This window comes from Rhodobacter sp. P1_C2, from assembly GCF_056406375.1.
Genome location: NZ_JBFUAG010000017.1, coordinates 68,564 through 91,297, shown reverse-complemented (window position 1 = coordinate 91,297; position 22,734 = coordinate 68,564). Strand labels below are relative to the sequence as shown.

The 22,734-nt window shown below is 66.0% G+C and carries 23 protein-coding genes and 1 tRNA gene; 9 read left to right on the top strand and 15 right to left on the bottom strand.

The genetic code is table 11. From position 1 onward, the window contains the following. Window positions 1-4: 4 nt before the first annotated feature. Genes AC1DZT_RS22695 through AC1DZT_RS22680 form a run of 4 tightly spaced genes read left to right on the top strand, consistent with a single transcriptional unit; the run spans window position 5 to window position 3,076 of the window. Complete coding sequence (locus AC1DZT_RS22695; RefSeq protein WP_478008928.1) at window positions 5-763, top strand: ABC transporter ATP-binding protein; 759 nt, start codon at window positions 5-7, stop codon at window positions 761-763. 41 nt (window positions 764-804) lie between these two features. Continuing rightward, complete coding sequence (locus AC1DZT_RS22690; protein WP_478008927.1) at window positions 805-1,563, top strand: transporter substrate-binding domain-containing protein; 759 nt, start codon at window positions 805-807, stop codon at window positions 1,561-1,563. Continuing rightward, the gene (locus AC1DZT_RS22685) at window positions 1,563-2,300 is read left to right on the top strand and encodes an ABC transporter permease (RefSeq protein WP_478008926.1); all 738 of its coding nucleotides are present in this window, start codon (window positions 1,563-1,565) and stop codon (window positions 2,298-2,300) included. Before AC1DZT_RS22690 ends, AC1DZT_RS22685 begins: the two co-directional genes overlap by 1 nt. Beyond that, window positions 2,300-3,076: an ABC transporter permease gene (locus tag AC1DZT_RS22680; RefSeq protein WP_478008925.1), complete on the top strand. Its 777-nt coding sequence runs from the start codon at window positions 2,300-2,302 to the stop codon at window positions 3,074-3,076. The genes AC1DZT_RS22685 and AC1DZT_RS22680 overlap by 1 nt, the downstream gene beginning before the upstream one ends. Window positions 3,077-3,209: 133 nt before the next feature. Here AC1DZT_RS22680 and AC1DZT_RS22675 read toward each other — a convergent pair whose 3' ends face one another. The 4 genes from AC1DZT_RS22675 to AC1DZT_RS22660 all read right to left on the bottom strand — a co-directional run bounded on the left by AC1DZT_RS22675 (window position 3,210) and on the right by AC1DZT_RS22660 (window position 7,323). Next, a complete protein-coding gene (locus tag AC1DZT_RS22675) occupies window positions 3,210-4,049 on the bottom strand; it encodes an ABC transporter permease (protein ID WP_478008924.1) in 840 nt (279 codons plus the stop codon). Window positions 4,050-4,062: 13 nt separating this feature from the next. Further along, complete coding sequence (locus AC1DZT_RS22670; RefSeq protein WP_478008923.1) at window positions 4,063-4,986, bottom strand: ABC transporter permease; 924 nt, start codon at window positions 4,984-4,986, stop codon at window positions 4,063-4,065. 2 nt (window positions 4,987-4,988) lie between these two features. Continuing rightward, a complete protein-coding gene (locus AC1DZT_RS22665; protein ID WP_478008922.1) occupies window positions 4,989-6,071 on the bottom strand; it encodes an ABC transporter ATP-binding protein in 1,083 nt (360 codons plus the stop codon). Window positions 6,072-6,198: 127 nt separating this feature from the next. After that, complete coding sequence (locus AC1DZT_RS22660) at window positions 6,199-7,323, bottom strand: extracellular solute-binding protein (protein ID WP_478008921.1); 1,125 nt, start codon at window positions 7,321-7,323, stop codon at window positions 6,199-6,201. Window positions 7,324-7,855: 532 nt separating this feature from the next. Here AC1DZT_RS22660 and AC1DZT_RS22655 point away from each other — a divergent pair. Continuing rightward, window positions 7,856-9,013 (top strand): fumarylacetoacetate hydrolase family protein, encoded by a 1,158-nt coding sequence (locus AC1DZT_RS22655; protein ID WP_478008920.1) that lies wholly within the window; start codon window positions 7,856-7,858, stop codon window positions 9,011-9,013. Here AC1DZT_RS22655 and AC1DZT_RS22650 read toward each other — a convergent pair. The 4 genes from AC1DZT_RS22650 to AC1DZT_RS22635 all read right to left on the bottom strand — a co-directional run bounded on the left by AC1DZT_RS22650 (window position 9,010) and on the right by AC1DZT_RS22635 (window position 12,406). Then, the gene (locus AC1DZT_RS22650; RefSeq protein ID WP_478008919.1) at window positions 9,010-10,545 is read right to left on the bottom strand and encodes a DHA2 family efflux MFS transporter permease subunit; all 1,536 of its coding nucleotides are present in this window, start codon (window positions 10,543-10,545) and stop codon (window positions 9,010-9,012) included. The two genes, AC1DZT_RS22655 and AC1DZT_RS22650, sit on opposite strands and share 4 nt — an antisense overlap. Window position 10,546: 1 nt before the next feature. Then, window positions 10,547-11,656 carry an HlyD family secretion protein gene (locus AC1DZT_RS22645; RefSeq protein ID WP_478008918.1) on the bottom strand — a complete coding sequence of 370 codons (1,110 nt, stop codon included), beginning with the start codon at window positions 11,654-11,656 and terminating at the stop codon, window positions 10,547-10,549. Beyond that, window positions 11,653-12,105 (bottom strand): MarR family winged helix-turn-helix transcriptional regulator, encoded by a 453-nt coding sequence (locus tag AC1DZT_RS22640; RefSeq protein ID WP_478008917.1) that lies wholly within the window; start codon window positions 12,103-12,105, stop codon window positions 11,653-11,655. The genes AC1DZT_RS22645 and AC1DZT_RS22640 overlap by 4 nt, the downstream gene beginning before the upstream one ends. Before the next feature lie 224 nt (window positions 12,106-12,329). Beyond that, window positions 12,330-12,406: transfer RNA gene (locus AC1DZT_RS22635), tRNA-His, on the bottom strand. Window positions 12,407-12,612: 206 nt separating this feature from the next. Between AC1DZT_RS22635 and AC1DZT_RS22630 the strand changes: the two genes are divergently transcribed. After that, window positions 12,613-12,825, top strand: a complete 213-nt coding sequence (locus AC1DZT_RS22630) for a DUF6324 family protein (protein WP_478008916.1) — start codon at window positions 12,613-12,615, stop codon at window positions 12,823-12,825. A 103-nt stretch (window positions 12,826-12,928) separates the two neighbouring features. Here AC1DZT_RS22630 and AC1DZT_RS22625 read toward each other — a convergent pair whose 3' ends face one another. From AC1DZT_RS22625 to AC1DZT_RS22595, 7 genes are all read right to left on the bottom strand, one after another. Further along, window positions 12,929-13,366 carry an MmcB family DNA repair protein gene (locus tag AC1DZT_RS22625; protein WP_478008915.1) on the bottom strand — a complete coding sequence of 146 codons (438 nt, stop codon included), beginning with the start codon at window positions 13,364-13,366 and terminating at the stop codon, window positions 12,929-12,931. Between the two features lie 353 nt (window positions 13,367-13,719). Continuing rightward, entirely contained in the window at window positions 13,720-14,013 is a 294-nt protein-coding gene (locus AC1DZT_RS22620) for a hypothetical protein (protein WP_478008914.1), read from the bottom strand. A gap of 224 nt (window positions 14,014-14,237) precedes the next feature. Further along, window positions 14,238-14,708 carry a transcription antitermination factor NusB gene (gene nusB, locus AC1DZT_RS22615; RefSeq protein WP_478008913.1) on the bottom strand — a complete coding sequence of 157 codons (471 nt, stop codon included), beginning with the start codon at window positions 14,706-14,708 and terminating at the stop codon, window positions 14,238-14,240. Next, window positions 14,705-15,205, bottom strand: coding sequence for a 6,7-dimethyl-8-ribityllumazine synthase (locus AC1DZT_RS22610; RefSeq protein ID WP_478008912.1), 501 nt, complete (start codon window positions 15,203-15,205; stop codon window positions 14,705-14,707). Before AC1DZT_RS22610 ends, nusB begins: the two co-directional genes overlap by 4 nt. Window positions 15,206-15,208: 3 nt before the next feature. Then, entirely contained in the window at window positions 15,209-16,309 is a 1,101-nt protein-coding gene (gene ribB / locus AC1DZT_RS22605) for a 3,4-dihydroxy-2-butanone-4-phosphate synthase (RefSeq protein ID WP_478008911.1), read from the bottom strand. A gap of 187 nt (window positions 16,310-16,496) precedes the next feature. Further along, the gene (locus AC1DZT_RS22600) at window positions 16,497-17,060 is read right to left on the bottom strand and encodes a hypothetical protein (RefSeq protein WP_478008910.1); all 564 of its coding nucleotides are present in this window, start codon (window positions 17,058-17,060) and stop codon (window positions 16,497-16,499) included. Further along, window positions 17,051-17,647, bottom strand: coding sequence for a riboflavin synthase (locus AC1DZT_RS22595; RefSeq protein WP_478008909.1), 597 nt, complete (start codon window positions 17,645-17,647; stop codon window positions 17,051-17,053). The genes AC1DZT_RS22600 and AC1DZT_RS22595 overlap by 10 nt, the downstream gene beginning before the upstream one ends. Window positions 17,648-17,842: 195 nt before the next feature. On the opposite strand from AC1DZT_RS22595, the gene AC1DZT_RS22590 reads away from it, so the two are divergent. From AC1DZT_RS22590 to AC1DZT_RS22580, 3 genes are all read left to right on the top strand, one after another. Further along, window positions 17,843-19,132: a capsule biosynthesis protein gene (locus tag AC1DZT_RS22590; protein ID WP_478008908.1), complete on the top strand. Its 1,290-nt coding sequence runs from the start codon at window positions 17,843-17,845 to the stop codon at window positions 19,130-19,132. Between the two features lie 101 nt (window positions 19,133-19,233). Continuing rightward, a complete protein-coding gene (locus tag AC1DZT_RS22585) occupies window positions 19,234-20,391 on the top strand; it encodes a polysaccharide biosynthesis/export family protein (RefSeq protein WP_478008907.1) in 1,158 nt (385 codons plus the stop codon). Between the two features lie 7 nt (window positions 20,392-20,398). Beyond that, the gene (locus tag AC1DZT_RS22580) at window positions 20,399-22,564 is read left to right on the top strand and encodes a capsular polysaccharide biosynthesis protein (protein WP_478008906.1); all 2,166 of its coding nucleotides are present in this window, start codon (window positions 20,399-20,401) and stop codon (window positions 22,562-22,564) included. The last annotated feature ends 170 nt before the right edge of the window (window positions 22,565-22,734 follow it).

Here is a 22,734-nt window from a genome sequence, read left to right as displayed (position 1 = left end):
TGCGATGTCACAACCCATCGCGATCAACGTCAGCGGATTGCGCAAATCCTTCGGGACGCATGAGGTGCTCAAGGGTGTCTCGCTTTGTGCCCGCGAAGGCGATGTCGTGGCGATCATCGGCGGCTCGGGCTCGGGCAAGTCGACCATGCTGCGCTGCATCAACTTTCTGGAAACCCCCTCGGGCGGCAAGATCGAGATCTGCGGCGAAAAGATCGAGATGAAGCCCGATGGCCATGCCGCCAACAAGCACCAGCTTGAAAAGGCGCGGCAGAGCCTTGGCATGGTGTTCCAGAACTTCAACCTCTGGACCCATATGACGGTCTTGGAAAACCTCATCGAGGTGCCGGTCCATGTGCTGAAGGTGCCCAAGGACGAGGCGATCACCCGCGCCCGCGCCCTGCTGGCCCGGGTCGGCCTCGCCGAAAAGGAAGGCGCCTATCCCGCCTTCATGTCGGGCGGCCAGCAGCAGCGCGCCGCCATCGCCCGCGCGCTGTGCATCAACCCCAAGGCCATGCTGTTCGACGAGCCGACCTCGGCCCTTGACCCAGAACTGGTGGGCGAGGTGCTGCAGGTCATCAAGGGTCTGGCCGACGAGGGCCGCACCATGATCCTCGTCACCCATGAAATGCGTTTTGCCCGCGAAGTGGCCAGCCATGTGATCTATCTGCACAATGGCATCATCGAAGAGGAGGGCCCGCCGGAAGAGTTGTTCGGCGCCCCGAAGTCCGAACGCCTGAAGCAATTCCTGAAAACCGTGGGCTGACAAGCGACCTGCGGGGACCACTCGACACAAAGGAGATCCCAATGAAGAAAATCGTTCTGGCCGCAGTGGCGGCCCTGTCGCTCGGTTCGGCAGCCTTTGCCGACCCGATCAAGGTTGGCGTCGATGTTGCCGCCTACCCGCCCTTCACCGCGATGGATGCCGACGGCACCTGGAAAGGCTGGGAGGTCGACTTCCTCCACGCCATCTGCAAGCAGGCCGCGCTGGACTGCGTGATCACCCCCACCGCCTGGGATGGCATCATCCCGGCGCTGAACGCGGGGCAGATCGACGTGATCATGTCCTCGATGTCGATCACCGAAGAGCGGATGAAGGCCATCGACTTCTCGGACAAGTATTACAACACGCCGACCGCGATGATGGTCTCCAAAGGCTCGACCCTGAAGCCGACCGACGAGTCGCTGAAGGGCAAGATCATCGGCGTGCAGGTCTCGACCACCCAGGAAGCCTATGTGCAGGCGCATTTCCCGGATGCCGAGCTGAAAAGCTACCAGACCTCGGATGAAAGCTATCAGGATCTCGCCGCGGGCCGCATCGACGCGGTGGTGGCCGATGGTCTGGTCGTCTCGGACTTCCTGAAGACCGCGACCGGCGCCTGCTGTGAAAGCGCCGGCGAGGTCGAGGATGATCCGGCGATCCTCGGCAAGGGCGTGGGCTTCGGTCTGCGCAAGGGCGATCCCTTGAAGGAAAAGCTGAACGCCGCGATTGCCGCGATCCGCGCCGATGGCACCTATGACGCCATCTCCAAGCCCTACTTCGACTTCGACATCTACGGCAAATAATGACCTGCCCCCCGCCCGCACAGATCCCCGCGCTTGAACTTCTGAGCTTAGGCGACTGCGGCTGGGGGGCTACCCTGCTTTGGGGCCTTGGCAATTCGGTCGTCATCGCCCTTGGCGCCTATGCGCTTGGCTTTGCCATCGGCATCGCCGGCGCCTTCGGCAAATTGTACGGCGGCCCGATCCTGAAGGATCTTCTGGCCACCTATACCACGCTCGTCCGCGCCGTGCCGGAGCTGGTGCTGATCCTGATCCTCTACTACGCCTTCACCGGGCTTCTGAACGATGCCCTGACCTATTTCGGCTATGCCCGCGTCGTCATCTCGCCGATCCTGACCGGGATCGCGGTGCTGGGCGTCGTGCAGGGCGCCTATCAGACCGAGGTGATCCGCGGTGGCATCCTCGCCGTGCCCGCCGGCCAGATCGAGGCCGCCCGCGCCATGGGCATGTCGCCGACGCTGATGGCCCGCCGGATCACCCTGCCCCTGATGACCTCGAACGCGCTGCCGGGCCTGGCCAACCTGTGGCTGAATGCCACCAAGGACACCGCCCTTCTGGCCGTCATCGGCTTTACCGAACTGACCAAGGCCACGGCCCAGGCCTCGGCCTCGACCAAGGCCTTCTTCGTCTTTTACCCCGCTGCCATGGTGCTTTACATGGTGATCTCGCTGTCCTCGACCTTCCTGATCCACCGGATCGAGAAATGGGCGCGGCGCGGCCAGCGCGACATGAGGATCTGATGCGCGAGTTCCTGAAGCCGCACCGTGTGTTCCTGATCCTGATCGCCGCCGCCATCGTGACCTGGTGCGTCTGGAACCTGCAATGGGACTGGCTGGCCAAGCCCAAGTATCAGGCGATGATGCTCAAGGGCCTGTGGACGACGATCTGGGTTCTGGTCGTGACCATGGTGGTGGGGATGCTCCTCGCCATCCCGATCGGCTTTGCCCAGGCCGCCGGCCCCGCCTGGCTGGCCTGGCCGGCGCGGGTCTTCTGTTCGATCATCCGCGGCACGCCGCTGCTCTTGCAGATCTGGATGCTCTATTACGGGCTCGGCTCGCTTTTCCCCTCGATGCCCTGGATCAGGGAGTCCGCCATGTGGCCGATCCTGCGCCAGGCCTGGCCCTATGCCGTGGTGGCGCTGTCGCTGTCGGTGGCGGGTTACGAGGGCGAGGTGATGCGCTCGGCCTTCAAGGGCGTGGGCCATGGCCAGCTTGAGGCCGCTAAGGCGATGGGCATGCCCCGTTTCACCATGTTCCGCCGGATCTGGCTGCCGCAAGCCATCCAGCGCGTCCTGCCGACCATCGGCGGCGAGACGGTGCTGCAGCTGAAATCCACGCCGCTGATTTCCACCATCACCATCATGGACATCTACGACGTCGCCGGCCGGGTGCGCCGCGACACGCTGATCGTCTACGAGCCGCTCTTGCTGCTGGCGGTGGCCTATATGGTGATCACCGCGCTGATCGTGCTGCTGTTCCGCTGGTTCGAAAGCAAGACCCCGACGCGGACGGCCTGATACCGGGTCGCGTGCCACAGGGCGGAGCCTCCGGCGGGGATATTTAGACCAGAATGAAAGCGAAAGGGGGAGCGGTGAGGCTCCCCCTTCGTCATTGGTGTTCCGGCGTGGCCTGGTGTCTGGCGATCCCGGGTCAGGCGATCTCGGCGTCTTCGGCGCGGCGGGCTTCGGCCTCGCGGGCGGCTTCGATCCGGGCGAGGTTGCGGCGGCGGATCTCGTAGACCACGGCCAGGGCCAGGGTGAAGAGGATCAACAGAAGCGCCAGCGCGTTGATCGAGGGCGTGATCCCGGCCCGCACCTTGGAGAAGACATAGACCGTGAGGGTCTGCGAGGTGCCCCGGGTGAAGAGGGTGACGTTGAAGTTCTCGATCGACTGGAAGAAGGCGATCGCCGCCCCGGCCCCGATGGCCGGGTAGAGATGCGGCAGAAGAATGCGGCGCATCACCTGACCATGGGTGGCACCCAGGTCGAGGGCGGCCTCCTCCAGGTTCTCGTCAAAGCTTTGCAGCCGGGCCAGCACCATCAGCATCACGAAGGCCGCGATATAGCTGACCTGACCCAGCACCGAGAGATGCAGGCCGGTCGGCACGCTGAGCTTGTTCCAGAACAGGATGGTCGAGATGCCGATCACCGCCCCCGGCACCAGAACCGGCGCCACCATGAAGCCGTAGAGCACCGAGCGGACCCGGCCGGAGACCGAGTTCACCACGATGGCCGCCGCCGTGCCGACCGGCACCGCCAGGGCCACCACCGCCAGCGCGACGAGGATGGTGTTGAGGAACGAGGACCACATCGTCCCGTCGTTCCACAACTCGAGGAACCAGCGGTCGGTCAGCCCTTTCCAGGGATAGACCGAGGGCAGCCGGTTGTCGTTGAAGGCCGCCCCCCCCATCAGCGCCAGCGGCACCAGGAGGTAGACCAGAAACAGACCCATGTAGATATGGTACAGGGTCCGGCGCATTTTATCGTCCATGTCTCGCCCTCCCCTATTTCGCGATATCGGTCAGTTGGACCTTGAACAGCCACATCACCAGCGACACGAAGACCACGCAGAGGCTGAGGAACAGGAAGGCATAGGCCGCCCCGGTGTTCCAGTCCTGCGCCTCGAGCATCCATTGCTGGATCGTCTGGGTGAACCACAGCGAGGTGGGCGAGCCCAGCAGCGCCGGCACCAGCAGCGACCCCGCCGCCAGCATGAAGACCATGACCGCGCCCGAGGCGATGCCCGGCTTGGAATGCGGCAGCACGATGCGCCAATGGGTGCGCCACCAGGGCGAGCCCAGGTCCTGCGCCGCCTCGATCTGGTTGCTGTCGAGCGACTGCATCGCGTTGTAGATCGGGAAGACCATGAAGAGGACATAGGTATAGACGAGGCCGATGATGATGGCGCGGTAGCCCATGATCCAGCGGATCGGGTCATCGGTGATGCCCACGCCCATCAGGATGGCATTGAGCGGCCCCTTGTAGGCGAGGATGATCCACCAGGCAAAGCTGCGCAGCACCTCGGAAACCCACATCGGCACGAAGAGCAGAAGGAACAGCGTCGGCAGCGATTTCGGCGTCACCACCTTGGCAAGGTAGAAGGCTAGCGGATAGGCCATCACGAAGGTGATCACCGTCACCATGGCCGAGTAATAGACCGTGCCGAAGAAGATCTTCATATGGATCGGCAGCGGAATGTTGTAGCCGAAGAAATCGGTGTCGGTCTGGCTGGCGAAGAACTTCGCGTAATTGCCCAGCGAATAGACATCCTTCGGCCCGCCCACCTCGGCCACCGGCAGATAGGGCCGGAAGCTTGCCTCGAAGAGGGTCACGTTGGGCAGGATCACCAGCATCAGCAGCCAGAAGGCGGTGAGAAGCACGAAGGCTCCGGTCAGGGTTGGGCCATAGCGGCGCAGGAGGTCCTCCATCCCTAGGCTCCCCGGACCTGACCATCGGGCAGGATCGAGGCGCGCTCGGCCGCGAAGCTCATGTGCAGCTTGTCGCCCCGGTTCGGGATCAGGCTGGAGCCGTCGTTGCGCAGCTCGGCCAGAAGCTCGGCCCCGGTGTCGGTCACGGCATGGACCGAGATGAAATTGCCCTCGAAGGCCACATCGGTCACCGTCACCGGCACGCTGTTTTCCACCCCCGGCGTGGCCGAGATCAGCGTGTGCTCCGGGCGGACGTAAAGCTTGAGGTCGGTGCCGCCCTGCACGTTGGACCGGGCGCGGAACACGCCATGCGGGGTCTCGTAACGGGCGAAACCGCCGGCTTCGGAACCGACCGTGCCCTTGAAGATGTTGTTCTCGCCGACGAAGGCCGCAACGAAACCGTTGCTCGGGTTATTGTAGATGTCGCGCGGATCGGCGACCTGCTGCAGGCGGCCCTGGCTCATCACACCGACCCGGTCGGACATGGCCAAGGCCTCGCCCTGGTCATGGGTGATGTAGATGAAGGTCACGCCGGTGCGCTTCTGGATGGCGCGAAGCTCGGCCCGCATGTGCTGGCGCAGCTTGAGGTCGAGGGCGGACAGCGGTTCGTCCAGCAGCATGACCGAGGGTTCGACGGCCAGCGCGCGGGCGATGGCGACGCGCTGCTTCTGGCCGCCCGAAAGCTGGCTTGCGAACTTGTCGGCGGCATTGGGCAGATCGACGAGGCGCAAGAGCTCTTCCGCCTTGGCCCGGCGCTCGGCCTTGGGCACGCCGCGCACCTCCAGCCCGAAGGCGATATTCTCCCAGATCGGCATCAGGGGAAACAGCGCGAGGTTCTGAAAGATCAGCGCGGTGGGGCGCTGGTTCGGGCGTTGGCCCTTCATATCCTTGCCGCCAATGCGGATCACCCCCGAAGACGGGTCGGTGAAGCCCGAGATCATGCGCAGAATCGTGGTCTTGCCACAGCCCGACGGGCCGAGGAAGGAAAAGAACTCCCCCGGCTGGATCGAGACATTCACATGGTCTACGGCGCGGAAGCTGCCAAAATCGCAGCAGACGTCATCCAGATCAATACCGGCGCTCATCGGTGTGTCGGTCCCCGTGTTGGTCGTTTGTTGTTTGTAGTTGTCGCGCGCAGTGGATCACGCGATGCCGCGAATGCCACGCCGGGCCACGAGGGGCCCGGCGCATCATCAGTTCAATTGCCCAAGATCAGGACGCTTTGTACTTGTCTGCATATTCCGCGCGCTTGGCGAGGAATTCTGCCGACTGGTCCGGCCACCACCACAGCTTGGCCAGCTTCGCATCGTCGAAGGCCGAGTTGTAGAAGGTTGCCACATCCGGGTCCATCTTGTCCGAACCGCCCTTGCCGACCGGGTTGGCCGAGAAGGCGGTGGCCCAGAGCGCCGAACCTTCGGCGGTCGAGACCCACTTGGCCAGCTCATGCGCCTGGTCGACGTTGACGGCGTTCTTCATCAGCACGAAGCCCTGGTGCCAGGCGAAGGCGCCCTCGTCCGGAGCCATGTAGCCATAGCCGTCGTTGCGCAGGTTGTAGCCGGTCGAATCCCAGCACAGACCCACCGTCGCGCCATTGTCGGCAAAGCCGGCATGGGCTTCGTTCTCGCCCGACCAGAACTGCACCACGTTGCGCTTGGCCTTGACGGCCTCGGCCAGCGCGATGTCCCAGAGCGTGGCCATCTTGGCCATGTCGGAATAGCCTTCGATCCAGGGCATCGGCAGCTTGCCGGTGGCATCCAGATGACGGCCCATGGCGGCCAGCGCCGAGTGCGGGCGCAGCGTCACCTGGTTGGCCGGGTCGAACAGCGCGCCGAGCGTCGGCGGCTCGCCGAGTTTGGCGGCGTCCTTCTTGTAGACCAGCGCCTCGGTGCCCCAGTTGGAGGGCACATACATCAGCTTGCCGTCCTTGTGCGACCGCTCGCCCGCGGTGCCATCGGCGAGGCCGGGCAGGTAGTTGTCCATTGCCAGCTTCGCCGGGTCCCAGGCGCCGATCAGGCCGTCGCTGTTCCAGGCGCCGACGCGTTCGATCGTCGGCTCGGTCATGTCGATGCCGCCCGACTGCAGCGCCACCTTGGCCTGGGCGCGCATCGCGTCCTGGTCGGGCAGTTCGGTGAAGTTCACCTTGATGCCGGTGGCGGCGGTGAAGGCCGGGAAGACTTTTTCCTTGAAGACCGGGTAGCCGGCCCAGCCGGTGAAGTTCAGCTCGCCCGAAGAGGCAAGCGCCTTGGAAGAGATGAGCGCCGGAGCAGCCAGCGCACCCACGCCAGCGACCGTGGTCTTGATGAACCCGCGGCGGCTGATCGAGTTGTTTTTCGTCACGTCAGGTCTCCCTATGTTGCCCGCTTGCGCGGCTATCTGCCGGAGCCTTTGCTTCGCCCCGTTGTTGAAGGCGCCCAAAGCTGCCCCCGCATCCCTGGATGCAGGTATCCCTTGCGCTCCCTGGGCGAAGCTTACTCCGTCCCCGGGCCACTGTGTCAACTGGGCTGTTACAAAGAGAAGCACCGGCAGAGGTCGCGATGGATGAATTTTGCGGCACTTGCAAATGACAGGGGATAAAGCGCCGCTTTGTCGCAATCAGGCGACATTTCGACGGATTTTTGCGCCGGAGCCTGGCCTGCAAATTGGGCATGGAAATGCGGGTCTGCCCGCGCAGACGCCTGAACTGTGGTGGTTTTTGCGGCCTGGGCGGGCGGGTGCCGCAAAGCCCCTGCCGCCACTCCTGCATGAGTCGCGCCAACTTGCAACCGCAAGGTGCAGGGCACCCGCGCGAGCCGGCAGAAAACATCCGCGCCCCCTTCCCTGTCGCCGCGCCCCGGCCTAGCTTGACCGCGCATCGCAGGGGAGAGACGCCATGACCGCATCCGCAACCGCAGCCGCCAGCCTTCCGGCCGGCACCTTCGTCGGCCGGGTCTGGCTTGCCGGCACCGGCCCGGTCCTGGCCCATCTGCGCGACGGCGTCCTGCATGATGTGACGACGCGGACGGCCCCCACCATGTCCGACCTTTTGGAGCTTGCCGACCCGGTCGCCCATCTGGCCGCGACACCCGGCCGCCCGATCGCCCCGCTGGCCGACCTCCTCGCCGCCTCGGTCGAACCTGCGCCCGAGGCGACGCGCCTTCTCTCTCCCGCCGATCTGCAGGCGATCAAGGCCTGTGGCGTGACCTTCGCCGGCTCGATGATCGAGCGGGTGATCGAGGAACGCGCCGCCGGCAACCCCGCCGCCGCCGCCGGCATCCGCGACCGGATCGCAGCCCTTCTCGGCACCAGCCTGCGCAACCTGCGCCCCGGCTCGCCCGAGGCCGCCGAGGTCAAGAAACTGCTGAGCGCCGAGGGCCTCTGGTCGCAGTACCTTGAAGTCGGCATCGGCCCGGATGCCGAGGTCTTCACCAAATGCCCGCCGATGGCCTCGGTCGGCTATGGCGCTTCGGTCGGGCTGCACCCGATTTCGCGCTGGAACAACCCCGAGCCGGAGGTGGTGCTGGCGGTCAATTCGCGCGGCAAGATCCGTGGTGCGACGCTGGGCAATGACGTGAACCTGCGCGATGTCGAGGGGCGCTCGGCGCTCCTCCTCGGCAAGGCCAAGGACAACAACGCCTCCGCCGCGATCGGCCCACTGATCCGGCTGTTCGACGCGGGCTTCAGCCTCGACGACGTCCGCAACCTGACCCTGACGCTGACCGTGACGGGCGAGGACGGCTTCAAGCTGGAGGGCCGCTCGTCGATGGCCGAGATCAGCCGCGATCCGGCGGATCTGGCAGCGCAGACCCTCGGGCCGCATCACCAGTACCCGGACGGGTTCCTCCTCTACTGCGGCACGATGTTCGCCCCGGTGCAGGACCGCGACGGCCCGGGCGAGGGCTTTACCCATCACATCGGCGATCTGGTCACCATCGCGACCCCGGCGCTTGGCACGCTGACCAACACGGTGCGCCTGTCGACCGAGGCGCCGCCCTGGGCCTTCGGCACCGGCGCCCTGATGCGCAACCTGGCGGCGCGCGGCCTGCTTTAATCCGCGTGCACCGCCATCGGCGCGCCCTTCTGCGCCGCGGGCGCGGGCTTCCTCAGGATCAGCGCCAGCGGAATCGCAGCCAGCGTGACCACCATCATCAGCTTGAAGTCGTCGAGGTAGGAAATCATCGCCGCCTGGATGTTGATCAGCCCGTCCAGCTGCGACAGCGCCACCGGATTGCCCGAAATCGCCGAGGGCATCGCGTCTTGCAGCATCGGGTTGAAGGCGGTCATCGCCCCGCCCAGCTCGACATGGTTGGTCTGGATATTGCGCGCCAGCATCACCGAGACGACCGAGATTCCGATCGACGACCCGATGTTGCGCACCAGGGAAAACAGGCTCGTGGCATCGGCGCGGTATTTCACGTCGATGGTGGAAAAGGCGATGGTCGACAAGGGCACGAAGACCAGCCCCAGCCCCAGACCCTGCACCACCCCGGTCCAGATCACCGGCCAGGCGTTCATCAGGGGCGAGAAACCGGTCATGAAGTAAAGCGAGCTCGCCGTCAGCAAGAGCCCCGTCACCACCAGAAGCCGCGGGTCCACCGTGCGCACCAGCTTGCCCACCAGAAGCATCGAGATCATCGTCCCCACCCCGCGCGGCCCCATCACAAGCCCGGTGGTGATCGTCGGATAGCCGAAGATCTTCGACAGCATCGGCGGCAACAGCGCCAGCGAGGCCAGAAGGATGATCCCGACGATGAAGATGAAGATCAGCCCGATCCGGAAATTCGCATCGCGGAACATCGCGGGTTCCAGAAACGGCAGGTCGGCGGTGTTGATATGGATGATGAAGACCCAGAAGCCGGTGACGGTCAGCGCGGCATAGAGGCAGATCTCGGTACTGGCGAACCAGTCGAGCTCGCCGCCGCGGTCGAGGATCATCTGCAGGGCGCCAAGGCCCAAAGACAGCATCGCAAAGCCGAAAAAGTCGAAGCGGCGCAGGCGGATGGTCGATTTGGGCAGATAGGCGATACAGCCCAGAACCGCCACGATCCCGACCGGCAGGTTGATCAGGAAGACCCAGCGCCAGTTGTAGCTTTCGGTCAGCCAGCCGCCCAAAGTCGGCCCGATGATCGGCCCGACCATGATGCCGGCCCCCCACATCGCCATGGCCGACCCGGCCTTCTCGCGCGGGTTGATGTCCAGAAGGAAGGTCTGGCTCAAGGGCACGATGGCCGCGCCGAAAATCCCCTGCATCAGGCGGAAGAGCACCATCGCATTGAGGTTCCAGGCGATGCCGCAGAGAAGCGAGGCCACGACGAAGCCGATGATCGAGACGATGAACAGCTCGCGCTTGCCGATCCGGTCGGCAAGCCAGCCGGTCACCGGCGTCATGATCGCGGCGGCGACGATGTAAGAGGTCAGAACCCAGGTGATCGTATCCTGGCTGGCGCCAAGGTCGCCGGTCATCGACGGCAGGGCCACATTGGCAATCGTGGTGTCCAGCACCTGCATGATCGTGGCCAGCATGATCATCACGGTGATCAAGCCCCGGTTCGGGTACTCGCCATTGGGCCCCAGCTGGCTCATCTCACTTGCCCGACAGGGCGGCCGGCAGCAGATCGCGCCAGGACCGCGTCACCCCGGTATCGACCGAGACCGAGGCGCTCATCCCCGAAACCACCGGCGCCTCGGTGTCGGGATGGTCGAGGAGGATGCGCACCGGCACGCGCTGGGTCACCTTGACCCAGTTGCCGGTCGCGTTCTGCGCCGGGATCAGCGAGAACTCCGAACCCGTCCCAGCCCCCACCGCATCGACATGGCCCGAGACCGGATGGCCGGGGTCGACGTCGAAGGTCACGCTGGCCGCCTGTCCGGGCTCGATATGGGTCAGCTGGGTCTCCTTGAAATTCGCCTCGACCCAGATCTCGTTGCTGGGCATGAAGGAGAAGACCGCCGAACCCGCCGTCAGATACTGGCCGGGTTTGAAATTGTTGGCCTGGTAGACCATGCCATCCGCCGGGGCCAGAACCTCGGTCAAGGACAGCATATAGGCGGCCTGATCGCGCGCGGCGAGGGCTGCGGCCACCGCCGGGTGGCGGTCGGTGTCGATCGCGGGATCGCCGCTCAGCGCGATCTTGGCGTTTTCGACCGCGACACGGGCAACCTCGGCCGTCTCGCGGGCGCGCCGCTCGCTGTTGCGGGCATCGTCGAGGTCGGAACCGGTGCTGACGCCCCGCTGGGCGAGCGCCTCCTGCCGGGCGAGCTGGGTGCCTTGGTATTCGGCGTCATCCTCGGCGACCTTTTCCTGCGCCACTGCGGCGTCATAGGCACCCTTCAGCTGCGCCACCTGAAGCCGCGCCGCATCCACCGCGATATTGGCCTGGGCGAGGGCGAGCTTGTAGGGTTCGGGGTCGACGGTGAACATCACCGCGCCCTTCTTGACGACCTGGCCATCGGTCACATTGACCGCGACCAGCCGCCCCGACACATCCGAGGCAATCGCGATGCGGGCCTGGTGGAAGTAGGAATTCTCGGTGGATTCGTAGCGCCCGCCGCTCAGCCAATAGGCCCCGGCCCCCAGCACGATCAGCACCGGAACCGAGATCATCAAAAGCCGCCGGCGGTTCTTCGGCTTGGCCCGGGCCAGCGTGCCGCCGGCCATGTCGGGGCTGATCGTGGCAGTGGATTGCGCGTTCATGAGATTTCCTTTTGGCCGATCTCCTCGGCCGTCGCGAGATTGGTGATGACTTGCGCCAGGCTTTCCATCAGCAGCCGGTGCTGCTCGGGCGAGATCCCGGCCAGCGCCTCGGCATAGACCTGATCGGCAATCGGCTTGAAATTGGCGAAAACATCGCGGGCCTTTTCGGTCGGAAACACCCGCCGCACCCTTCTATCGCTCGGGTCGGGCGCCCGGGTGACCCAGCCCAGCGCCTCCATCCGGTCGAGCAGGCGCGAGACCGAGATCGGCTCGATCTCCAGCAGGTCGGCAAAACGCGACTGCGGCGCCCCGCCCTCGGTCTTGCAGACCCAGACCAGCATCCGCCACTGCGCCGAGGTCAGCCCATAAGAGGCCGAACGCGCCTCGAAGCGCTTGCGCACCGCACGCGCCGCATCATGCAGAAGAAGGCCAAGGGATCGGGTTTCCATGAGCATTACCTATTATAAGCATGGCTACTATTCAAGCCCGACTCAGCCCCCGAAGCCAAAATTGCGCGGACCTGGACGCGCCGCAGCGCCCTGCCCTTCATCCAGATGAAAATATCCCACGGGGGTGCGGGGGTGTGAAACCCCCGCTCGCTCGCGCCCGGCGCCACGCGAAAAGACCCCGCACAGCGCAGGCGTAAGGCCATTCCAATGTCAGGGGGGAGTGATGGTACCGCTTCCCCGGCTTGAACGGGGGACCTCTAGATCCACAATCTAGCGCTCTAACCAACTGAGCTAAAGCGGCACATCCTCTCCGCAACTTGCGCTGCGGATGGGGGGTGATTTAGGGGCAAGCGGCGGGGGGGTCAACCGGAAAATGCAGCGAAAGGCGGCGGCGCCTGCGGGGAGGTCGCCCCCGGATCGGCGAAGGCGCCGCAAAGGCTTGCCGAGCGCCGCCTTGACAGGAGGCGCGGCCTCGCCCAAACCGCAGGAAAAGCGAAAGGGATCGCCATGGGGATCGACAAGCAAAGCGACGTGTCCGCCAATATCCAGATCGGCCCGACCGACCAGGGCATGGTGCGCATCTATATCGAGGCCGATGACGGCACCGAACTGCCGATGGATTTCGAGCCGGACGAGGCGCTCGACATCGCCGAGGAACTCCGCGCCGCGGCCGAGGCGGCAAGGTCGCTGGGCGGCAAACCCGCGCCGCGCAAGAAATAATCCGGTCGCCGAGCCGGAAGATGGGCAGATTGCCCATCCTACCAATGACCCGCAGCGCCCGTTCGACCGGTAGGATGGGCAATATGCCCATCTTCGGGGCGCCTCAGATCCGGGCGATCAGGCCGGCCACGCCCGGGTCGCGGTGGCCGTGCAGCCGGGCTGCGGCGTGGCGGGCGAATCTGTGGACGAGCGCCTTGCGCCGCGCCGGGGCGAGCGGGCTTTGCGGGCCCATCCGGATGATCTCGGCATCATAGGCATCGGCCAGGATCAGCCCGCTGCCCTCGGGCAGCAAAGCGGTCGGAAATTCGGTATCCACCGCCCAGAAGAAACGGTCGCAATAGCCAAGATAGCCCTGCCATTTCTGATCGGCCTGAAAATCGGCGCGGCTCGACTTGCATTCGATCACCCAGAGCTCGCCCTTCGGCCCCAGCGCCATCAGATCGACGCGCAGGCCCGGCGCTGGCACCATCTCTTCCACCGTCACGAAATCGAGGCCGCGCAGCGCGCGGGCCACGCCGCGCGCCAGGCGCTGTCCGGGCATCGCGGGAAAGGTCTCGACAAGGGGCGGAGGCTCGCGCTGATCCATCGCGCAAATATGAACCAAAGGTGAACATCAGGCAAGCCTTGCGAAGGGGGCCGCATGCGCCTATCTATGAGGGTGGCGGGTGCTGCTCTTCACGTGCGAGACAACTTTTCCAGTGGCCGATAAGCAACCGAATGGGAGCTGGCTCTGACAGGATCCTGGTCCTGCTACCTGGCGCCCACCTGAGACCTCTGGCTCTCGGGAAAACTCCGTCTCCACGGCCGCTGCGGGCCCGCCACCCTGCCCTCCTCCGCCACGCAAAAAGCCCAAAGCAGCGCTTTGGGCTTGTGGCATTCGGCAAGGCGAAAGGATCAGCGGCGGATCTTGCGCTGCGCGGTGGCTTCCACCCGGATCGGGATCAGCTTGCCGCCGCGCGGGCCCTGGTCATCGGCGAGACCCATCACCGCGATCGCGAACTGCACCCCGGCGAAGACCACGCCATGGAACATCCAGAGCATCAGCCCCGCCACGATCCCCATGTCAGAGCCCAGGACCAGATGCCCGATCCCCGCCACGTTCAGCGCCACCAGCGAAGCCACGAAGACCAGAGCCAAAGCAAAGCCCAGGGCGACATTGACGATGTACAGACGGACGAGCTTCGGCATGATTCCTCCTGGGGCGTCGATCAGCTTAAGATGAGGCTAGCACGTCGCCGCCGCAAGGGGAGAGGCGAAATTCGTGATCACGCCGCCACCCGCCAATTTCCGCCCATCACAGCCTGATTATTTTGCGCCGAACCGGGCCTGACACAAAAGCACCGCATTGGCGGCAGCCCCCGGCCGGCGGTTTCGCGAATCACTTTGTCGGAAGCTTCCCCTGCGCCCGGGGCTCAGAAGCCCTCGGGCAGGATCTCATGCGCCATGTGGTCAAGCACGGCATTGACGAATTTCGGCTCCTTGCCATCGGGGAAGAAGGCCTTGGCCACATCGACATATTCGGTGATGGCGACACGCGGCGGCGTCGACATCGAGGTGAGTTCGGCCCCGGCGGCGCGGAAGAGCGCCCGGATCACCGGGTCGATCCGGGCGATCGGCCATTTGGCGACCAGGGCGCGGTCGGTCAGCTGGTCGATCCTGGCCTGCATGTTGACGGCATGGTCGACGACGGCGCGGAAATGGGCGGTGTCGCCCTCGGCCATTTCCTCTTCGTCGTAGATCGCGCCAAAGCGGTGCGTCTCGAACTCCCGCGTGATGACCTCAACCGTCTGGCCGGAGGATTCCATCTGAAACAGCGCCTGCACGGCGTAAAGCCGGGCGGCGGATTTCATCTGTTTCTTGTCGGCCTTGTTTTCGGTCGTCATGCGCGGAACCCGATCCCTTTCGTCTGGCCCGCCCATTTGCGCGAGATTGCGATCAGGTGCAAGGCCGCAGCTGCAGCGCCGCCACCCTTGTTCTGCCCCTCGGGCTCGGCGCGGACCACGGCCTGTTCGCGGTTCTCCACCGTGAGGATACCATTGCCGATGCAGGCGCCGCCAAGGCCGAGCATCATCAGGCCGCGGCTGGAATCGTTGCAGACGGTGTCGTAATGCGTGGTCTCGCCGCGGATGATGCAGCCGAGGGCGACATAGCCGTCATAATCGGCCAGACGCTCGGCGAGGCCCACGGCGGTCGGAACCTCCAAGGCGCCGGGCACTTCCAGAAGGTCGACCTCGGCCCCGACGGCGGCGGCGGTGGCGCGGGCGCCGGCCACCAGATTGTCGGTGATGTCCTTGTAATAGGGGGCGACGACGATCAGCAGCTTCACCGGCTTGGTGAATTCCGGCAGGGGCAGGCTGTAATGGGTTTCAGAGGCGGCCATGGTTCATTCCTTGATCGGGCGCGTGCCCTGGATGGTGATGCCGTAAGCCTCGAGGCCCACGACACGCGGGGCGGCGGAATTGGAGACGAGGGTGATGTTGGTCAGGCCGAGCGAGGCGAGGATCTGCGCGCCAAGCCCGTATTGCCGCAGGGTCTGGGGCGAGGCCTCGCCTTCGAGGACGACCTTCATCGTGGTGTCGCGCAGCAGGACGACGACGCCACGGCCCTCGGCGGCGATCACCGCCATCGCGCCCTGCAGATCGCCGACATGGGTGTCGCCGATGCCGAGCACGTCTTCCAGCGGGTTGAGCGCATGCATCCGCACGAGGACCGGCGCGTCGCCCGACAGATCGCCCTTGGACAGCACGATATGCTCGTCGCCATGCGCCTGATCGGCAAAGACCCGCATCAGCCATTCGCCGCCATGGGTGGAATGGACGCGCTTGGCGGCGCGTTCCTTGATCAGGTTGTCGTGGCGGCGGCGGTAGGCGATCAGGTCGCTGATCGTGCCGATCTTGATGCCATGCTTCTGGCCGAAGGCGATGAGGTCGGGCAGGCGCGCCATGGTGCCGTCGTCCTTCATCACCTCGCAGATGACGCCCGAGGGGTCGAGCCCGGCAAGGCGGCTGACATCGACGGCAGCTTCGGTATGGCCGGCGCGGACCAGAACGCCGCCGTCACGGGCGCGGAGCGGAAAGACATGGCCCGGGGTGGCGAGATCGGCCTTGCCCTTGGTCTTGTCGATGGCCACGGCCACGGTGATGGCGCGGTCCTTGGCGGAGATGCCGGTTTCCACGCCCTCGCGGGCCTCGATCGAGACGGTGAAGGCGGTCTCGTGGCGCGAGGAGTTCTTCATCGCCATCATCGGCAGGCCAAGCTGGTCGATCCGCTCGCCGGTCAGGGTCAGGCAGATCAGGCCGCGGCCATGCGTCGCCATGAAGTTGATCGCCTCGGGGGTGCATTTTTCGGCCGGGATGCAGATGTCGCCCTCGTTCTCGCGGTCCTCGTGATCGACGAGGATGTACATGCGGCCCTGACGGGCATCCTCGATGATCTCTTCGACCGAAGAAATCGCATCGGAAAATTCTGTCTTGATCTGGCTCATCATCCTGCTCCGCAAACTCTCGGCGACGGTGTAGCGAAAAGACGGCGCAAAGGCCAGAGAGAGCACGGGCGCGGCGGACTGCGGTTTGGGAAGAGCGATTGTGCGTTTGGGGGGAGAGCGGAGGGGCGCTGCCCCTCCGCGCCACCCTGCCAGAGGGGCGGGGCCCCTCTGGAACACCCCTCCAGGCTTAGGGGGACGCGAAGAAGCGGTCGGCGGGCAGGTAGGCTGCGAGGCGGCCAGCGGCGCACCATTCGGCCTCGAGCGCGGTGTCGCCGATCAGGATGACGCGGTCGCCGGGGATCTGCGGCAAGGCGGCGCGCAGGGTGGCGCGGGCCTCGGCGAAGGGGGCGAAGGGGCGCGGGGCGGGATGGGCGGCCTCGAGGAAGGCGGCGTTGGCCTCCAGGATCGTGGCGGGGGCGAGGCCCTGAGCCAAAGCAATCCGGCGGGCGTTCCGGATGATCGCGAGCCTTGCGGCGCGATCGGGCGGCATCGCGGCATCGCGGGCGAGGCGCAGCGCGTTGGAGGAGAAGAGGAAGGCCACGACATCATGGCCGCTTGCCGCGCGCACTGAGGCATAGGTGCGATAGTCGAGGCCAAGGTCCTGCGCCCGCTTCACCCGCAGGCGCAAAACCTCGATCGGCAGGGTCGGCAGCAGGGCTTGCCGCGCCTTCTGCCAGCAGAACCGGCGCCAGCTTTCGCCCGGCGCAAGGCTCGGCCCGCCGTTATGGCCCAGCTGCCCGCTCACGCCCATTCGCGCAACCGCGCCACATAGCGCGCCATCGTGTCGACCTCGAGATTGACCTTGTCGCCCAGCGCCACATCGCCCCAGGTGGTGACCTTGCGGGTATGGGGGATGAAATTGATGCCGAAATCGGTGCCGTTCACCTCGTTCACCGTGAGGCTGGTGCCGTTCAGCGCGACCGAACCCTTGGGCGCGATGAACTTGGCCAGCTCCGGCGGGGCGCGGAAGGTCACGCGCAGGCTGTCGCCCTCGGGATGCAGGCCCACCACCTCGGCCACGCCATCGACATGGCCCGAGACGATATGGCCGCCCAATTCATCGCCCACCTTCAGCGCGCGTTCGAGGTTCAGCCTCTTGCCCGCCTCCCAGGCGGCGAGGTTGGTCTTGGACACGGTCTCGGCCGAGATCTGCACATCGAACCAGTTGCGCGGGCTGGCGCCGAGATCGACCACGGTCAGGCAGACCCCCTCGCAGGAAATCGAGGCGCCGATGTCGATGCCATCGACATCATAGGCCGTTGCAATCCGGGCGCGCAGGTCGCCCTCCTGGCGCAGGGTCAGCACCTCGCCCATATCCGTCACGATTCCGGTGAACATCCGCAGTCTCCGCTTGTCCTGAACGCTGGCCATGCCGGCCCTTGCCTATGAGGTAGCGATGCCACAGGCCTCCTGCAAGCGCGGGTTTTGCCTCATTATTGCCGTTCTGCTTGACGAGGGTCAGCTCTTGGTAAGAGTTCCCCTTTACCTTGCGGCAAAATCCGCCATGGAACAGGGGATTGGATCGCGGGACACATGACGGCATCGGCCACCGGACATCGCTTCTTGTTTCTGCAGGGACCGCATGGGCCCTTCTTCTCACGCCTGGGGCGGATGCTCGGGGCGGCGGGGGCGGATGTCTGGCGGATCGGCTTCAACCGGGGCGATCGGGCCATGTGGCGCGAGCCGGGCAATTTCATCGCCTTCAAGGGCCAGCAGACGGATTGGCCCGCCGCCTTCCGCCAGGTCGTGGCTGAAAAATCCATCACCGACATCGTGCTTTATGGCGACACGCGGCCGATCCATGCCCAGGCGGTCACCATCGCCAAGGAGCTGGGCCTGACGATCCATGTCTTCGAGGAAGGCTATCTGCGCCCGCATTGGGTGACCTACGAACGCGGCGGCGCCAATGGCCATTCGCGGCTGATGCAGCTGTCGATCCGCCAGATGCAGGTGGCGCTGGAACAGCTGGACATGGAGCTTCCCGATGCCCCGGCGCGCTGGGGCGACATGCGCCAGCACATGTTCTGGGGCGCGCTCTACCATTGGTTCGTGCTGACCGGCTTCTGGGATTACCGCAATTTCCGCCCGCACCGCGCCCTGACCGTCGGCCAGGAATTCTGGCTTTACCTCAAGCGGCTGGCCTTCCTGCCCGTTCACCGGCTGGAGCGTCTGGCCGCCACAAGCCGCATCCAGCATGGCGGCTTTCCCTATCACCTCGTGCTGTTGCAGCTGGAACATGACAGCAGCTTTCAGATGCACTCCCCATTCCGCACCATGGCAGAGTTTCTGACCCTGGTCGTCGAAGGCTTTGCCAAGGGCGCGCCGGCCCATCATCACCTGGTCTTCAAGGCGCATCCTTTGGAGGATGGCCGCGTCCCCGTCGCGCGCGAGATTGCCCGCCTCACGCGGCTTCATGGTGTCACCGGACGGGTGCATTTCGTCCGCGGCGGCAAGCTTGCCCGGCTGTTGAACCATGCGCGGACGGCGGTGACGGTCAATTCCACCGCGGCGCAGCAGGTGCTCTGGCGCGGGCTGCCGCTCAAGGTCTTTGGCGCGGCGGTCTATGCCAAGCCGGAGTTCGTCTCGAACCAGAGCCTGGCGGAGTTCTTTGCCCATCCGACCCGGCCCGACAGCCGCGCCTACCGCGATTACCGCCACTATCTCTTGGAAACCAGCCAGATCCCCGGCGGCTTCTATTCCGCCCGCGGGCGGCGCGAATTGCTGCGCCAGGTCGTCGACATGATGCTGCAGCCCGAGGACCCCTATGACGCGCTCACCTCGGGAAACGCGGCACCGCGGCAACAGTTGCGCCTCGTCAACTGACCGCCCGAGCGGGCCGCGCACAGAACACTTTCAATTTCCTCCATGGTTCTGTAGCCTTACAGGCAAAAGTTGAGGCAAACTCCACCAAAGGAGCCCGAGCAGTGAAATTGATGAGATCGAGGGGGGTCGCGGCCCTTTCCCTTGTGGTGCTTGTGTTGGGCACCTCCAGTTGTGGCTTGCCCCGCCCCGGCCCCAACAAGAAAGAGATCTTTGCGGGCTCGGTCCTGAACGGCGGCGATGCCTTCATCGTGACGGTCAACCCGCAGGTGACGCGCACGACTTCGGTGATGCCGGCGCTCGGCTTCTCCTCGACCTTCATGAATGCCGGGGTTCTGCCGTCCGACATCATCTCGCCCGGCGACACGCTGGGGATGACCGTCTTCGAAAACGTCAAGGATGACCCGCTCCTCGGCAACACCGGGCAGCGCGTCTCGGCGCTGCAGACGCTGCAGGTCGATGGCAAGGGCTATATCTTCGTCCCCTATGCCGGGCGGATCAAGGCGGCGGGACAGACACCGGACGGCTTGCGCGACACGATCACCCGCAAGCTCGACACCCAGACCCCCGACCCGCAGGTCATCGTGCAGCGGCTGGCCGGCAATGGTTCCACCGTCACCGTGGCAGGTTCGGTCGGCGGGCAGGGCAACTTCCCGATCGACGCGCCGACCCGCACCCTGACCGCGATGATCGCCAAGGCCGGCGGGGCGACGATCCCGCTGCCGGTGGCCGTGGTCCGCGTCACCCGCGGCAACCGGACCGAGAAGGTCTGGCTGCAGGACCTCTACTCCAACCCCCGGCTCGACATTGCCCTGCGTCCGGGCGACCAGATCGTGGTCGAACAGGACAGCCGGTCTTTCGTGGCGCTGGGGGCCACCGGCACGCAAAGCCGGGTGCCGTTCCAGACCCAGACGCTCTCCGCGCTGGAGGCGATCGCCACCGTCGGCGGCCTCTCCTCCAACCTCGCCGATCCGACCGGGGTCTTCGTGCTGCGCAACGAACCGGCCGACATCGCCAATGCCGTGCTGAACCGCCATGACCTGCAAGGGGCGCAGCGGATGGTCTATGTGCTGGACCTCACCAAGCCCACCGGCATGTTCGACGCGCGCGATTTCCTGATCCGCGACGGCGACACCGTCTATGTCACCGAAGCGCCCTTCGTGCAGTGGAGCAAGACCATCGGCGCCATCACCGGGACCGCGAATTCGGCCAATACCGCCGCCAGTGCCGCCTCGGGCATCGCCTCGAAGACCGGCCTCTAAGGCGAGAATGGCCGCGCAAGAGACCTCAAAAGCCGCCGGGGCCATCCCCCGGCGGCTTTTTTCCTATACGGCGGGTTTTCTGCGGCAAAAGCGCCTGCGCCGGATCCTCAGCCTTGCCGGACACGAGCTGCGCCTCGGCCTGCCCGGGCCGGAGGATGGCGTGGTGGTCTGGGGCCGCTCGCCCTACGCCTGGCGCGGCGAGGCCGTGGCCGCCCGCCGCAAGGTGCAGCTGATCCGGGTCGAGGATGCCTTCCTGCGCTCGCTGCGCCCGGGGCGGATGGGCGATGCGGCCCTGGGCCTGCTGATCGACCCCAGGGGCGTGCATTTCGACGCCAGCACCCCCTCGCTGATCGAGGAGATCCTCGCGAAATCGCCCCTCGACGACAGCCACCTCCTCGCCCGCGCCCGCGCTGCCATGGCGCGGCTGCAGCGGCTGGACCTGTCGAAATACAACCTCCACGATCCGGATATCGCGCCGCCTGCGCCCGGCTATGTGCTGGTGGTGGACCAGACCCGCGGCGACGCCTCGGCCCCCGACCCCGCCCGCTTTGCCGAGCTTCTCGCTCTGGCCCAGGAAGAGCATCCCACCGCCCGCATCCTGATCAAGACCCATCCCGAGACGCAATCCGGCCTGCGCCAAGGCCATTTTTCCGCCGCCGCGGCGCAGGGAAGGGTCAGCCTCTATGACCAGCCCGCCTCGCCCTGGCGGCTGCTGGAAGGCGCGGTGGCCGTCTATACCGTCTCCTCGCAACTCGGCTTCGAGGCGATCCTCGCCGGGCATCGGCCGGTGGTCCTCGGCCAGCCCTTCTACGCCGGCTGGGGCCTCAGCGATGACCGCATGCCGGTGGACCGCCGCCGCCGGACCCTCACCCGCACCCAGCTGTTCGCCGGGGCGATGATCCTCGCGCCGACCTGGTACGACCCCTGCCGCGACCGGCTTTGCGAGATCGAAGCGGTGATCGACCAGCTCGAGGCCGAGACCCGCGCCTTCCGCCAGGACCGCCAGGGCCATGTCGCCACCGGAATGCGCCTGTGGAAGCGCCGCCGGCTGCAGGAGTTCTTCGGCCGCTCCAAGCCCCTGATTTTCTGCGAAAATCAGGACAGTGCTGCCAAGCTTGCCGCCAGGACCAACCGCAGCCTTCTGGTCTGGGCCGGCAAGGCGCCCGCCGATCTGCCCTGCCTGCGGGTCGAGGATGGCTTCCTGCGCTCACGCGGGCTCGGCGCCGCGCTGATCCCGCCGCTGAGCCTCGTGACCGATGACCTCGGCATCTACTACGACCCGAACCGCCCGAGCCGGCTTGAAGCCCTGATCCGCGCTCCCCTCCCTCCCGAGGCGGAGGCCCGCGCCGAGGCCCTGCGCCAGTCGCTGATCGCCGGGCGTCTGAGCAAATACAATCTGACCGGCCAAATCCCCGATCTGCCGCCCCGCCCTTCCGCCCCCGGACAGCTTCCGGCCGGGCACGGAGAGACCGGCGCGAAGCTTTCTGTCGCGACCTTAGGCACCCCGCCCGCCGAACCCCCTCCCCCCGCCGCCGACACGCCCGCGGAAGCCCAGGCGCTGCGCATCCTCGTCCCCGGCCAGGTCGAGGATGACGCCTCGATCCGCCTCGGCGCGGGTGAGGTGCGCGACAACCTTGGCCTCTTGCGGGAAGTGCGCCGCGCCCATCCCGAGGCCTTTGTCGTCTTCAAACCCCATCCCGATGTCGAAGCCGGCCTGCGCCCCGGCGCTGTGTCGCCCGAGGCCCTCAGCGGGCTCGCCGATCTGGTGGCGCGCGACGCCGACCCGATCGCCCTGATCGAGGCCTGCGACGCGGTCTGGACCATGACCTCGCTCCTCGGCTTCGAGGCGCTGTTGCGCGGCAAGCCCGTCACCTGCCTCGGCGCGCCCTTCTATGCCGGCTGGGGCCTGACCCGCGACCTCGGCCCGGTGCCCGAACGCCGCCTGCGCGCGCCCGATGGCCATCCGCTGCCCCGCGTGAGGCTGAGCGCCCTGATCCACGCCGCCCTGATCGCCTATCCGCGCTATTACGACCCGGTCAGCCGCCGCCCCTGCCCGCCCGAAGTCGCGGTCGAGCGCCTCGCCACCGGCGCCCTGCCCCGCCCCGGCCCGGCGCTGCGCCTTTTGGCCAAACTGCAAGGGGCTTTCGCAACCAAAGCGCATCTCTGGCGCTGACCTAAGGTCAGGGCAGACCTGCGCAGGTCAGCCGAAAGTCCAACAAGTCGGCGCTCACAATCCCCCCACACGTCAACAGGGCAAAGTCAGCCAACATGGCAAAGACAGCTCTGCCTCACCTCAACCGGGCACAGACCACCTCGCCGAGCCTATCCGCGCGACAGCCACCC